This is a genomic window from Streptomyces sp. NPDC002623, assembly GCF_053592635.1.
In genome coordinates this window covers 1-13,208 of sequence record NZ_JBSFWB010000006.1, presented here as the reverse complement: position 1 = coordinate 13,208, position 13,208 = coordinate 1, and the positions used below count along the sequence as shown (strand labels likewise).

At 68.2% G+C, this 13,208-nt stretch carries 9 protein-coding genes; 2 read left to right on the top strand and 7 right to left on the bottom strand.

Features of this window, described 5'->3' with window-relative positions; genetic code table 11:
• Positions 1 to 222: 222 nt before the first annotated feature.
• The gene (locus tag ACWD4O_RS12410) at positions 223 to 1,626 is read left to right on the top strand and encodes a polysaccharide pyruvyl transferase family protein (protein ID WP_451279672.1); all 1,404 of its coding nucleotides are present in this window, start codon (positions 223 to 225) and stop codon (positions 1,624 to 1,626) included.
• Between the two features lie 28 nt (positions 1,627 to 1,654).
• On the opposite strand, the gene ACWD4O_RS12405 is transcribed toward ACWD4O_RS12410, so the two are convergent.
• The 7 genes from ACWD4O_RS12405 to rplU all read right to left on the bottom strand — a co-directional run bounded on the left by ACWD4O_RS12405 (position 1,655) and on the right by rplU (position 10,721).
• Complete coding sequence (locus ACWD4O_RS12405; RefSeq protein WP_451279671.1) at positions 1,655 to 2,884, bottom strand: glycosyltransferase family 2 protein; 1,230 nt, start codon at positions 2,882 to 2,884, stop codon at positions 1,655 to 1,657.
• A gap of 174 nt (positions 2,885 to 3,058) precedes the next feature.
• Positions 3,059 to 5,137 (bottom strand): hypothetical protein, encoded by a 2,079-nt coding sequence (locus ACWD4O_RS12400; RefSeq protein ID WP_451279670.1) that lies wholly within the window; start codon positions 5,135 to 5,137, stop codon positions 3,059 to 3,061.
• A gap of 188 nt (positions 5,138 to 5,325) precedes the next feature.
• Positions 5,326 to 6,825, bottom strand: a complete 1,500-nt coding sequence (locus ACWD4O_RS12395) for an SDR family NAD(P)-dependent oxidoreductase (RefSeq protein WP_451279669.1) — start codon at positions 6,823 to 6,825, stop codon at positions 5,326 to 5,328.
• A 262-nt stretch (positions 6,826 to 7,087) separates the two neighbouring features.
• Positions 7,088 to 8,326 carry a hypothetical protein gene (locus ACWD4O_RS12390; RefSeq protein ID WP_451279668.1) on the bottom strand — a complete coding sequence of 413 codons (1,239 nt, stop codon included), beginning with the start codon at positions 8,324 to 8,326 and terminating at the stop codon, positions 7,088 to 7,090.
• Positions 8,327 to 8,558: 232 nt separating this feature from the next.
• A complete protein-coding gene (gene obgE / locus ACWD4O_RS12385; protein WP_451279667.1) occupies positions 8,559 to 9,995 on the bottom strand; it encodes a GTPase ObgE in 1,437 nt (478 codons plus the stop codon).
• Positions 9,996 to 10,128: 133 nt separating this feature from the next.
• Positions 10,129 to 10,386, bottom strand: a complete 258-nt coding sequence (gene rpmA / locus ACWD4O_RS12380) for a 50S ribosomal protein L27 (protein WP_363168531.1) — start codon at positions 10,384 to 10,386, stop codon at positions 10,129 to 10,131.
• A 14-nt stretch (positions 10,387 to 10,400) separates the two neighbouring features.
• The gene (gene rplU, locus ACWD4O_RS12375) at positions 10,401 to 10,721 is read right to left on the bottom strand and encodes a 50S ribosomal protein L21 (RefSeq protein ID WP_007381993.1); all 321 of its coding nucleotides are present in this window, start codon (positions 10,719 to 10,721) and stop codon (positions 10,401 to 10,403) included.
• A gap of 581 nt (positions 10,722 to 11,302) precedes the next feature.
• Here rplU and ACWD4O_RS12370 point away from each other — a divergent pair.
• Positions 11,303 to 13,066: a D-glucuronyl C5-epimerase family protein gene (locus tag ACWD4O_RS12370; protein ID WP_451279666.1), complete on the top strand. Its 1,764-nt coding sequence runs from the start codon at positions 11,303 to 11,305 to the stop codon at positions 13,064 to 13,066.
• Positions 13,067 to 13,208: the final 142 nt, after the last annotated feature.

Sequence of the window (13,208 nt, the reverse complement as noted above, 5' to 3'; positions counted from 1 at the left end):
CCTGCCACCTTGTTGTTCGCCCCTTGCGTAGGTCCGGCTGCCGGTTTGGCAATCTACGCGAACGGGGCGCAGGCCGCGCCGGGGTTTCACGTCGCGGACAGACCGGGCGGCGTAGCCGTTCGCTCACGCTTTGCATACGGCAAAGCGGTCGTATCGGTTCCCCATAGGATTTGAAGAGAACACAAATTTATTTTGAAGTTTGTGTCACCTACAGTTCGCCCTGTGAAGCGCATACTCCTCAGATCGGGGAAGAGCCCCTTCGACGTGGTCCCCGTCGAGGAAGCCCTCCACCGCGACGTGATCGCCACCAACGCCGGCAACCTGATCTTCAGCGACGCCGCGCACAAGATCCTCACCACGCCGGGCACCGAGGTCTTCTCGAACGGCATGCGGACCGACGTGAAGGCCGCGTCCCAGATCAACGAGGAGTACGACGCCTTCGTCGTGCCTCTGGCCAACGCCTTCCGGCCGACCTTCGAGCCGGGGCTGCAGCGCCTGACCCGGCTCATCGGGAAGCTGAAGATCCCGGTCGTGGTGCTGGGCGTCGGCGCGCAGTTCGGCGTGACCTACAGCCCGGAGCGGCTGAAGCCCATGGAAGGCAGCGTGCGCGCGTTCTGCGCGGCGGTGCTGGAGCACAGCGCCTCCATAGGCGTGCGGGGCGAGTTCACCGAGCGCTACCTCAACGACCTGGGCTTCCGGGACGTCGAGGTCATCGGCTGCCCGTCGATGTTCCTGCACGGCGACCGGCTGCCCGTGGAGAAGAAGGCGGCGACGCTGACCGCCGAGTCGCGGATCAGCGTCAACGGCTCGCACACGGCGGTGCGCGGCGGCGGTCTGCACAAGGTGATCGCCCGCGCCCACCAGCGCTATCCGAACCTGCTCTACATAGGCCAGAACCTCAGCGACGCCAAGCAGCTGTACTGGCGGGACGTGGACTCCGTGGGCGGCCGGGTGGTCGAGATGCCGACCCACCCCGACCACCCGATGTACCGGGAGGGCAAGGCGCGGGTCTACATCGACCCGGTCACCTGGATGGACGACCTGCGGGAGTTCGACTACTCGTTCGGTTCGCGCATCCACGGCAACATCGCGGCCCTGCTGGCCGGTACGCCCGCGACCGTGCTGGCCTTCGACTCGCGCACGCTGGAGCTGTGCCGCTACTTCGAGATCCCGCACCGGCTGCTCAGCGAGGTGCCCGAGGACCTCGATCCGGCCGAGCTCTACGAGGAGGCCGACTTCACCGCCCTCACGGGCAACCACAAGGAGCGCTTCGACCGGTTCGCCGCGTTCCTGGACAAGAACGGGCTGCAGAACACCTTCACCCACGGTGACGGCGGCACGGCCTTCGAGAAGAAGCTCCGCTCACTGTCCTTCCCGGCGGGCGTGCGCCCGTGGAACGAGACCGACGTCGCCTCGCTGACCAGCAGGTTCGGCTGGCTGCACCACCGTATAAGCGAGCTCGACTCCCAGAACGCCCAGCTGAAGCGGGACCTGGCGAAGAGCCGGACCGGCGCGCGGGCGGCGGCCAAGGCCGCCTCGGTCATCCCCGCGCCCTCGATCTACCGCCGCGCCAAGCGCGCGGTGGGCGGCCCGCTCCGCCGCGCCCTGAAGCCGAACAAGTCCTGAGCCAGAACCAGTCCTATGAACAGCCCCCTCAGACCGCCGCGGTGCCGCCCGGTCTCATCGTGCGTCGGCGGAGTCTGCTGAGCCTGCGGCGGACCTTGCGGGTGAAGCCGCGCAGCAGGGCCTCGGCGGGGTCCTTGCGCCAGCCCGGGTAGGCCTTGGCCTCGCGGGGTTCGGCCAGGTAGAGCCGGTCGGGGAGGCCGGTCGCCGCGGAGCCGTAGTGCGGGTAGGCCAGATAGAGCTGGGTGTTGCGCTTCTTCAGGACCGGCGCCGGCTTGCTCTTGGCCGCGATGAACTCGAGGACGTCCGCCAGGAGGTCGGGGCGCTGCCGGGCCACCAGCTCCAGGCGCAGCCGCTCGTGGACCAGGAGGCGTTGGGCGACGCCCTCGTTCCAGTACGCGTCCATCAGGGGCTTGGCCAGCTCCATCTTGGTGCGGCGGATCTCCTCGTCGTTGCGCAGGAAGACGGGCCCGAACTGCGGCAGCACGGTGACGAGGAAGGGGCGGACCATGAGCACGTCCCGCTTCGCGCCGGGCGGGACGAGCCGCTCCAGCAGGCCCATCAGGGCGCGCGCGGAGTCGAAGCGCAGGGTGTAGCTCCCGCTCTTCGTCACATGCTTGCCGTCGGTGCGGCCCACCAGGTAGTAGCAGGTGTAGTCGGCGACCACGGAGACGCCGTCGGCCCGCAGATACGCCTCCATCGTGAACAGCGCGTCCTCGCCGGTCCACAGGGACTCGTCGAAGCGCATGCCGTGGCGTTCCAGGAACTCCCGGCGGAACAGCTTCTGCGCGCTGAGGGTGAACTTTATGTTGGAGGAGTAGACGTCCGTCCGCTCGAGCGTCTCGCCCCACATCGACTTCGGCGGCTTGCGGTTGATGCCCTCGACCCGCCCGAGGACCACGTCCGTGCCGTTGCGGTCGGCCATGGCGACCATGCGCTCCAGGGCCTCGGCGCCGAGCCGGTCGTCGGCGTCGAGGAAGAAGACGTACCGCCCGGTGGCCTTGGCGAGGCCGACGTTGCGCGGGCCGCTGGGGCCGCCGGAGTTCTCCTGCCGGATCACGGTGACGGACAGCGGCACGCGGGCGGCGAACTCCTCCAGGCACTCCCCGGTGCCGTCGCGGGAGCCGTCGTCGACGGCTATGACCTCCAGGCGCGCCGGGTCCAGGGTCTGCGCCTCCACCGATGCCAGGCACTCGACCAGGTACGGCATCGCTTCGTACGCCCCGATGACCACCGTGACGTCAGGCTGCGCAACGGACATTTTCCCTCTCACCACGCACCGGTTTCCGACAAAAACGCTCTGGATACCAGGTAGACGGAGGATGAACGGAGTGGGTTGCCTGGATTGCGACACGTGTTCCACATCACAGGATGCACGAAAAACCGGGCCCCCGGAGATCGATCTCCGGGGGCCCGGCCTGAGGAAACACGGATGTCAGGCGGTCGTCACACCCTTGGCCAGTTCCGCCTCGTCGTCCGGTGGGCCGTCCGCCCCGCCGACCCCCGCGCCGGCCAGGGAGCCGAGGCCCACGTTGCGCGCCTCGGCCTTCAGCGCGAGGTCGGTGACCGCGGTGTCGAACCGTTCCAGCGACGTGGGCTCGTCCGGCCCGAGCAGGTACTCCTTGAGTTCCTTGCGGTCCTTGGCCAGCGGATCGCCGGCCGGGTCGCGCACCGCGTCCAGCAGCTGATCCAGCTCGGCGGCGCCGTTGCCGAGGATCACGGCGGCGCGTACCGCGGTGTTCTGCCGCTTGAACTCCTCCGCGCCGAGCTCCGCGGAGTCGGTGACTGCATACGGCTTGCCGCTCGCGATGAAGTCGGAGACCACGCTGGAGATGTCGGAGACCATCGCCTCGGAGGCGTTGAAGCAGTCGTACAGACGGGGTTCGGTGCCGGTGACCACCCGGTGCTCGAAGGAGGGGAAGGAGCGCCAGTAGGCCTCGTTCCACGCAGCGCGCAGCCGGGCGGCCTCCTGGTGCTTGCGGAGGTCGACGATGCCGTCGCGGCTTGTCACGGCCTCGTCGGCCCGCTCGTCGAAGGCCAGCGAGAGGCCGTCCAGACGGGCCTTGAGCCGGGTCAGCTCGGCCTTGGCCTTGGCCTGGGCCGCCGGGTCCGCGGTGAACCGGGAGTCCTCCGCGCGCTGGGCGGCGGCCTTCTTGATCAGGGCGATGATCCGGCGGTGGGCGGCGCCGGCCTTGGCGTTGCGCATGCCGGTGAACGGGTGCGGCTTGTACACGACACGAACCGGCGGCTCGGCCTCGACCAGTTTGCGCACGATGTTCTCGCCGGCCAGCAGGAGCGAGGTGTTGCCCGGGTTGTCGTCCCAGCCCTCCCAGGTGGGCGCGTAGAGGATCGTCGGGACGCGGTCCGTCGGGATGCCGCCCGACGCCAGAATCGGCGCGAGCTGCGGGCGGCCGACCTCCACGATGTCCTCGTCGCGGATGCCGACGTCGGCGATGGCGTAGCGGTCGCGGCCCGCGCGGCCGGCGGTCCACACCTCGTCGTAGACCTTGCTGAACGGGTTGACGCTGGCGACCTTGTCGCTGTCGCCGTGGCCGATGAAGACGTGCTTCATGGTCGGCACACGCAGCAGGTGGATGTTCTTGCCGACGTTCGCGCAGTACAACGCGACCCGCACCATGGACAGGTCCATGTTCATCAGGTGCACCCCCCCGGGCACGCAGATGACAGGGACCGAGGTGGGCGCCATCCGCTCCAGGATGACGCGCTCACGCAGGATGACCAGTGGCCGGGCCTCCATCTGCTCCAGCGTCTCCAGCCACATGTTGACCTGGTAGGCGGAGTCGTCGGAGCCGGAGAAGTACAGCACCGTCTGCGGCCGGTACTCGCGCAGCCAGGCACTGACCGTGCCCAGGACCTTGCCGGCCTTCGGCGGCAGCCGCCTGGCCCGCAGGTGCGGCACCAGCGCGAGGACGTACAGCGCGCCCAGGCCCAGGGTGACGGCGATGCCGACGTACCCCGGAAGCACCACGACCGAGCCGGAGCCGGAGTCGCTGAACGCGCACACGAGCAGGCCCACCACGGCCGCGAGGTCGAGGTGGAGCATCTTCACGGTGGCGCGGCTCAGCAGCAGGCGCGGCGGGGCGTCCGGTATGGGCAGCCGGGAGGCCAGGTCGACGTTCCTGGTCACGACCGGCATCTGGCGACGCTTGCCGATCAGGGTGATCAGCGCGCCGTGCGGAGCCTGCAGACCGAAGAACACCGTGAAGCACGCGATCGCCGCGTAGAAGACCGGCTCCTGGGAGAGGTCGAGTCTCGCCAGCAGCAGGATCAGCAGCAGTTCGCGGACCAGGAACCGGGTGGACAGACCGGCCCGCACCTTGGACAGGAGCCCGATGAGGCGACTGCCCTTGCGGTGGAGGTAGAGGTCCGCCAGGTACGTCACGGCGGCCGCGGCGGCGAAGGCGGGGGCGCTCGGCACGAGCGCGGCCAGCATGAGGCCGGGGTAGCCCAGCATCATGAGGACCGCTGCGGCCAGTTCGGCCGCGCTGCCCACCCGGGCTACGCGAATAGCGGTGGATATCACGGAGAAACCTGCTCTGGGAGGGGGCCGGTCATAGGTACCTAAAAGTCCGGAAAATCCTTTTTGAAGGTTTCGGGAGTTTTACGGATTCAGGCCTCCGTGAATTCTCCGTAAACGGGGAGCCACAGAGGCCTGAAAAATCGATGGCTATTTGGTCACGATTATGCCACGCCGTTCTGTCGGTCCAGTACGTCGGCCAGTGCCTGCTCGAAGCCGGACGCCTTGCCGGCGGCCGCCGTCGGGTCCTGCTGACGGACGTCGATGACATGACCCGTGAGCTCGGAGAGCAGCACGTCGAGCGAGGTGCGGGCGACCGCCTCGGAGGAGAGCAGACTGCCCGCGGGCTCCTGGCCGAAGGCCTTGGTGCGCATCGGCGTCGCCGTGCGTTCCGGGTTGACGCAGTTCACCCGGATGCCGTCACCGGCCCACTCGTCGGACAGGGCCTGAGTGAGGTTCACCATGGCGGCCTTGGTCGAGGAGTAGAGGCTGTACTCGGCACGGCCGCGGGTGTAGCTGCTGGAGGTGTACAGCAGCAACTGGCCCTTCGTCTCGGCGAGATACTTGTAAGCCGAACGTGCGATCTGCACAGGCGCCAGGTAGTTGACTTTCAGCGCTTCCTCGATGGTCGCGTTGTCGGTCTCCGCCAACTTGCCGATGCGCAGCACGCCCGCGGTGTTGACGACGTAGTCGATGCGCCCGGTCTCGCTGTAGGCCTTCGACAGGGCGTCGTCGACCTCCTCCGGGTTCTCCACGTGCGTGCCGGTGGTGGACCGGCCCAGGGCGTAGACCTTGGCGCCGTACGCCTCGGCGAGTTCGGCGATGTCCTTGCCGATGCCGTACGAACCGCCGAAGACGACCACGGTCCTGCCGGTGAGCAACTCGCGGTAGACCTCCTCGCCGTTCTGCTCGGGAGTGGCGGAGGAGGCCAGCTGGAAGAGCTTGTCGGCGATGAACACGTCGACGGGCTGGGTCACCTTCATGTTGTACTCGTCGCCCGCCACGACGTGGATCGGCACGTCCGGCAGGTAGCGCAGCACGACGGTGCAGTCGTCCGTGGCCTGGAAGTTGGGGTCGCCGGCCGCCACCTCGTAGGCCCGGCGGATGGTGGACAGCTTGAACGCCTGCGGGGTCTGACCGCGGCGCAGCCGGGAGCGGTCCGGGATCTCCGTGATGAACTCGCCGTCCTCGCCGTGCGTGCGCGTGACGATGATGGTGTCCGCGGACGGGATCGCCACGTCGACCGCCTGGTAGCGCTCCAGCGCCGTGACGCAGTCGTCGATGACGCGCTGCGAGAGCAGGGGGCGCACGGCGTCGTGGAAGAGGACGTTGAGGTCCTCGCCGTCGGCCAGCCCCTCGCCCAGGGCGGCGATGGCGCGCTCGGTGGTCTCGTTCCGCGTGGAGCCGCCCTCGATGATCGCCCGGACCTTAGTGAACCCGGCCTTGGCCACGATCTTCTCGACGTCCGGCACATAGCCCGGGGCCATGAGCACGATGATGTCGTCGACCGAGTCGGCGTTCTCGAAGGTGGTCAACGTGTGCTCGATGACTGCCTTGCCGGCGATCTTCAGCAGCTGCTTGGGAATCGACAGACCCACGCGCTGGCCGGTGCCACCGGCCAGGATCACTGCGGTGGTACGGGGCTTGGCTATCAGCTGGGACACAGAAGACCTACCTTGAGACGACAGGGACGCGGAAATGGTCCCACTTGCGGTTACCGCGATGCAAGGTGAGTGCCGTTCGCTGCAAATGTGTACGCAACCTGGCATTCACCTTGCGTCGCTGACGATGCCGAGACACCGATGCGGCTTCCCAGGGAAGCTCCCGGAAATCCTGTGAGTAACTCCACAGAAGTAACGCATTGCCGAGAGTGACATGCGCCGTGACATGTGTGACGTGGCTGACTCTAACGGCTGCGGAGAGGTGTCAGCGCCGCCGCAGCCGTTTCAGGCAACGGTGCCCGAGCACCCGCACGAGCTCCTTCGACGAGGTCTGGTGCACCGGGCGGGCCGAGGTCCCGCCGGGCCCCGCGGCCACCGCCGCGAGTGCTCCGTACAGGGCATGTGCGGCCACCTCGGGAGCGATCCGGGCCTCCCTCGCCCGCTCCCCTTCCCACTCGCCTTCCCGCTCCCCTTCACGCTTCCCTTCACGCTCCCCGGCCGGCTTCGCCGCGGGCTCGGGAACGGCGGACAACAGACCCGGATCGCCGATCACCCGCACGCCCGACAACGCAATCCGATCGGCCATCTCGGCACCGATCTCGGCGGCCGTTTCGATCGCCCAACCGGGTGTGGAGATCTTCACATCCCGGGGCGTGGGACTACATATGTTCTTCATATGGATGACCGCACCGTTGCGCACCAGCTTGGAATAGAGCTCGTCGGGAAGTCCATTACTGCGGAATTCCTTGTTGAGGCTCCGCAGCATTTCGGTCTCGGCAAGCGTGAGAGAGCGATTCGCGGTGTCGGGAACAGGCTGCAGGAGATTGCGGGGCAGTCCTAACAGCGCCTCGAAGGTGCGCATCAGCCCGCCCCGGTCCCGGTCGTCGACCACGACGACGGTGACCCGCTCGGCGCCGACCGCCCGCACCCACCGCTCGACCAGCCGGTCGTGCCGGTGCCGACGCCAGAAACTGGGGTTGGGCTTCTCGTAGGGGGCCTTGCGGAGCATGTGCTCCAGCCACTCCTCGTAGCCCATGCGCAGACCGTTCTGCACGTACTGCTGCCACTGCGAGGGCATGATCTTCGCCAGCGGGCGCACGGTGACCAGGACATGCACACGCTCCCCGCCGAGCTGCTCGACGATGCGTTCGATCGTCGCGTCGTCCGGGGCGTCGGCGAAGAACTCGCTGCTGATCACGGAGGTACGGCGGCCGGAGGCGTGCACCTGCTCCACGAGCCGCGTCCAGTGCCGCTCGGTGGGCCGGGCGTCACCGATCATCCCGGTCCGGGCACAGGCGGCCAGCACGGCCTGCATGGGGTGTCTGCTCTGCGCCGGGAACTCGACGCCGTACGCCGGCAGCTTCTCCTTCGCCCCGAAGAGGGCGCCCTGGATCGAGGTCGTCCCGGTTTTGTGCGGGCCGATGTGCAGCAGGCGAGTGCCGGGCGGCAGCGGGGAGAGCTTCGCGGGGGCCACGGCGTCATTGCTCGTACAGTCCGTCTCCATGGTTAATGGACGGTAAGAGGGCTTCCTTAGGGGACGCTGAGAGAAGCCTGGGCCACAGATGAGTCCCAGGCTCCGGTCAGCGGTTTTTCCCACAACAGGGTTTTCCCACCGGCCACCTTCGCCCGCCTTCCCCCGCCTTCCCCCGCCTTCCCCCGCCGAACAGCCGACGAGGCCGTCTCCCGAACAGGAAACGGCCTCGCTCACACCGGTCTCAGGTCTCAGGTCTCAGGTCTCAGAAGGGCTCGAAGCCCTCGAACTCCTGAGTCGCCTCGTCGCGTTCGGCCTGCTTGTCCCGGCGGCGCTGGGTCGCGGGACGCGGCTCCTCGAAGCGGTGGTCCTCGCCTCGGCGGCCGAGCATCTCGGCGCCTGCCGTCAGGGACGGCTCCCAGTCGAAGACGACCGCGTTGTCCTCGGGGCCGATGGCCACGCCGTCGCCGCCGCGGGCGCCCGCCTTCATCAGCGCGTCCTCCACACCGAGGCGGTTGAGCCGGTCTGCGAGGTAGCCGACGGCCTCGTCGTTGTTGAAGTCGGTCTGGCGCACCCAGCGTTCGGGCTTCTCGCCCCGGACGCGGAACAGGCCGTCCTCCTCCAGGGTGACGGTGAAGCCGGTGTCGTCGACCGCCTTCGGACGGATGACGACCCGGGTCGCCTCCTCCTTCGGCTTGGCCGCGCGCGCCGCGCCCACCATCTCGGCGAGGGCGAACGACAGCTCCTTCAGACCCATGTGGGCGACCGCGGACACCTCGAAGACGCGGTAACCGCGCTCCTCCAGCTCCGGACGGACCATCTCGGCGAGGTCCTTGCCGTCGGGGACGTCGATCTTGTTCAGCACCACGAGCCGCGGGCGGTTGCCGAGACCGCCGTACTGCTTGAGCTCCTCCTCGATGATGTCGAGGTCGGAGAGCGGGTCGCGCTCGGACTCCAGGGTCGCGGTGTCCAGCACATGCACGAGCACACTGCACCGCTCGACGTGGCGCAGGAACTCCAGGCCGAGGCCCTTGCCCTGGCTGGCGCCCGGGATCAGGCCCGGCACGTCCGCGATCGTGTAGACCGTGGAGCCGGCCGTGACGACGCCCAGGTTCGGGACGAGGGTCGTGAACGGGTAGTCCGCGATCTTCGGCTTGGCGGCGGACAGGACGGAGATCAGCGAGGACTTGCCCGCGCTCGGGTAGCCGACGAGGGCCACGTCCGCGACCGTCTTCAGCTCCAGGACGATCTCCTGGAGGTCGCCGGGCACACCGAGCAGCGCGAAGCCGGGCGCCTTGCGGCGGGCCGAGGCCAGCGCCGCGTTGCCGAGGCCGCCGCGACCGCCCTGGGCGGCGACGTACGACGTCCCGTGCCCGACCAGGTCCGCCAGCACGTTGCCGGCCTTGTCCTGGATCACCGTGCCGTCCGGGACCGGCAGGATCAGGTCCTGGCCGTCCTTGCCGGAGCGGTTGCCGCCCTCGCCGGGCTTGCCGTTGGTGGCGCTGCGGTGGGGCTTGTGGTGGTAGTCGAGGAGCGTGGTGATCGACTGGTCGACGACCAGGATCACATCGCCGCCACGGCCGCCGTTGCCCCCGTCGGGGCCACCGAGCGGCTTGAACTTCTCACGGTGGACGGAGGCACAGCCGTGGCCTCCGTTACCCGCGGCGACATGCAGTTCGACGCGGTCCACGAAGGTGGTCATGGTGGGTGCCTCCAGCACTACGAAAACGTACGAGTTTGGTCTCTTGCCTAACACGCGAAAGGCGGACCCGCCTTCCCGAAAGGGAAGTGAGGTCCGCCTCGCGAAATGTTCGGTCTGTGTCTAAGCCCTGGGCTCAGGCGGCGACCGGAACGATGTTCACGACCTTGCGGCCACGGTGGGTGCCGAACTGCACCGAACCGGCCTCGAGGGCGAACAGCGTGTCGTCGCCACCGCGGCCGACACCGGCGCCCGGGTGGAAGTGGGTGCCACGCTGGCGGACCAGGATCTCACCCGCGTTGACGACCTGACCGCCGAAGCGCTTCACGCCGAGCCGCTGGGCATTGGAGTCGCGACCGTTCCGGGTGGACGATGCGCCCTTCTTGTGTGCCATGTCTCCTCAGTCCCTTACTTCGCAGCCGCGGGGATCTCAGTGACCTTGATCGCCGTGTACTGCTGGCGGTGGCCCTGACGACGGCGGTAGCCGGTCTTGTTCTTGTAGCGAAGGATGTCGATCTTGACGCCCTTGTGGTGGTCCACGACCTCGGCCTGGACCTTGATGCCGGCCAGCACCCACGGGTCGCTGGTCACAGCGTCGCCGTCGACAACGAGCAGGGTCGAGAGCTCGACCGTGTCGCCAACCTTGGCAGTGGAAATCTTGTCAACCTCAACGATGTCGCCGACAGCAACCTTGTGCTGGCGACCACCGCTGCGCACGATGGCGTACACGCGGATCTCACTCTCTCGCTCTGGGACGGCATCCCCGCAGTCCAGCCACCCGGGAACGAACACGGGCGGCCTCTCCCGACCACCGAGGTACCGGTACCCGGGAGGAAGAGGGTTTACGAGGATGTGGCACGTCTATCGACACACCGAGGGTCAAGGTTACGGGGCGGGGACGCGGGGGGTCAAACCGGCCGCCCCGCCGCGTCACCCCGGGGACGTCGGCCTCTCCTGATCACAGCGCGTGCCGCTATCACAGCGCGTGCCGCTTGCACCACGACAGCGCCGGTGGCATCCGCCGGGAGGCGGAGCTCCGCCCGGCATCACGGAAGCGCTCGGTACCGCTCCGCCCGGGCGCGCCCGGATGCGCATGTCCGACATGATCACATCCATATCGTCACAGTTTCATCACAGAAACCTCTCCGGCGCATGCAATCACCCCGCCTTGCACATGTATGCCCGAATCCCCCTTCCTCGCCCTTCAGTTGCACTTCTTTCTTTGGGCAAAGGCCACAAGGGCGGCGCGCGTAGGATCCTCGTCGCGGCCGTCCTGACGGTCCATCAATATCCGTGGGGGGTAGCAAGTCATGGCTGGCAAGAGACGTGTCGAGCTGGGGCGCAGGCGGTTCATCAGGGTGGCCGGGGGGTCCGTCGCGGGGGTCGCGGTGGTCGGTGGGGGAACCTTCACCGCGTTGGCCACGGGAGTGCTGGACTCCCCCTCGCCGGATCTGCTCGACGGGGTGCCGCGCTCCCTCGTGCTGAGTCTTCCCGACACCCCGGGCAGCACCCAGCCGCCGGTTCCGGATCTGCCGGACCAGCTCAGCGAAGGCGTCCTCAGCCCGCCCAAACCGGGCACGCGGATCCCCTACACCGGTGGGACCGTCGACCCGCAGACCGTCGAGGACTCCGTACCCACGACGCTGCCCTTCGAGTTCAAGACCTCGGGCTACCGGATCGACACCGAGCTCCCCGAGTACATGCGGCCCTGGCGCGACCGGCCCACCACCTGGTCCAACGTCACGCCCGACACCGAGAACGTCTACCTCGACGCCGAGGGCGCCGTGCAGTACCGGCCCGACCGGAACACGCCGGGCTACGACCAGCCCGTCACCCAGATCCAGTTCGGGCTCGGTTGTATCTCCAGCTACCGCACCGCGACCGACCCGACCCGCAAGGCGCTCTTCCTGGAGCGCGCCAAGGCCCAGGCGAAGCGGCTCATCGACAAGCGCGTGGAGACGCGCGGCGCCTGGTACTTCCCGTACCCCTTCGACTGGTACCACCCCGAGCACAGCGGCGTCGACTACAAGGCGCCCTGGTACTCCGGCATGGCGCAGGGCGAATCGATCAGCCTCTTCATCCAGCTGTCCCAGCTGGACGGGGTCACCGAAGAGGAGAAGACGCTCTACAAGGCCGCGGCCGACGGCGCGTTCGCCTCGCTGCTGCGCGGCGACAACGCCAAGCCGTGGGTCGTGAACAAGGACAAGAACGGCTACCTGTGGATCCAGGAGTACCCGGGCGCCGTCGCCGGCACCGGTGACTACACCTTCAACGGCATGATCTTCGCCACCTTCGGCCTCTGGGACTACTACGTCGCCACCGGCAACGAACTGGCCCTCAAGCTGTACGACGGAGCGGTCACCACCATCCGCGACCACTTCTCGCGGCTGCGCCAGGCCAAGTGGCTCTCCTACTACTGCAACACCCACCGGGTCCCGACCAAGGGCTACCACCAGCACCACATCAACCTGTTCCGCCAGTTGCACTGGCAGACCGGCAGCCCCACGCTCGCGGCCCAGCAGGACACGCTGATCAACGACTACCCCTACGCCCAGACCAACCTGCCGGCGGGCTCGGTCCTCGCGTTCGCCGCCGGCACGCACACGCTGTACAAGCTGAAGACCCAGGGCGCGCCCCTCTACGGCTGGTCCCCGACGATGGAGGACGCCCAGCAGGCGACCAAGAAGGTCACCTTCTCCAAGGCCACCCAGGCTCCCGTCGACGTCCGTCGCCGGATCAAGGGGCGCGGGATCTACTACCGCATCAGCGCCGGTGCCTACGCGGGCTGGTGGGTCGGGGAGTACTACCCGAACGTCTTCCTGCGCGGCGTCTTCCTGCCCACCACCTACCGCCCGCAGCGCACCGCCACCTTCCCGGCCAACGTGTCGATCACCTGCATCAAGTTCGGCAGCGACGGCAAGACCGGCACCACGAAGACGGTGAAGTTCGCCAAGAGCTCCAAGGCCCCCTTCGACCAGCGGGCCATCGTCAACGGCCGGCCCATGCTGCGGATCACCGCGGGCGGGCTGACCGGGTACTGGGTGCCGAACGGGCCGGTTCTGACCGACGGATAGCGGACGAGCGGCCGGCGCGCGGCCCGGACGGCCACAGTGCCGTCCCTCCGCGGCACCAAGGTCGCGGTGATCTGCAACCCGAACAACCCCGACGGCGGCTTCCTGCACAAGCACGCGCTCGTGCAGTTCATGGACGCGATGG

What these genes read in the sequence shown, in the direction of transcription:
- ACWD4O_RS12405 (WP_451279671.1), bottom strand. Translation starts at nt 2,884, where the DNA reads ATGTCCGTTGCGCAGCCTGACGTCACGGTGGTCATCGGGGCGTACGAA.
- ACWD4O_RS12390 (WP_451279668.1), bottom strand. Translation starts at nt 8,326, where the DNA reads ATGGAGACGGACTGTACGAGCAATGACGCCGTGGCCCCCGCGAAGCTC.
- obgE (WP_451279667.1), bottom strand. Translation starts at nt 9,995, where the DNA reads ATGACCACCTTCGTGGACCGCGTCGAACTGCATGTCGCCGCGGGTAAC.
- rpmA (WP_363168531.1), bottom strand. Translation starts at nt 10,386, where the DNA reads ATGGCACACAAGAAGGGCGCATCGTCCACCCGGAACGGTCGCGACTCC.
- ACWD4O_RS12370 (WP_451279666.1), top strand. Translation starts at nt 11,303, where the DNA reads ATGGCTGGCAAGAGACGTGTCGAGCTGGGGCGCAGGCGGTTCATCAGG.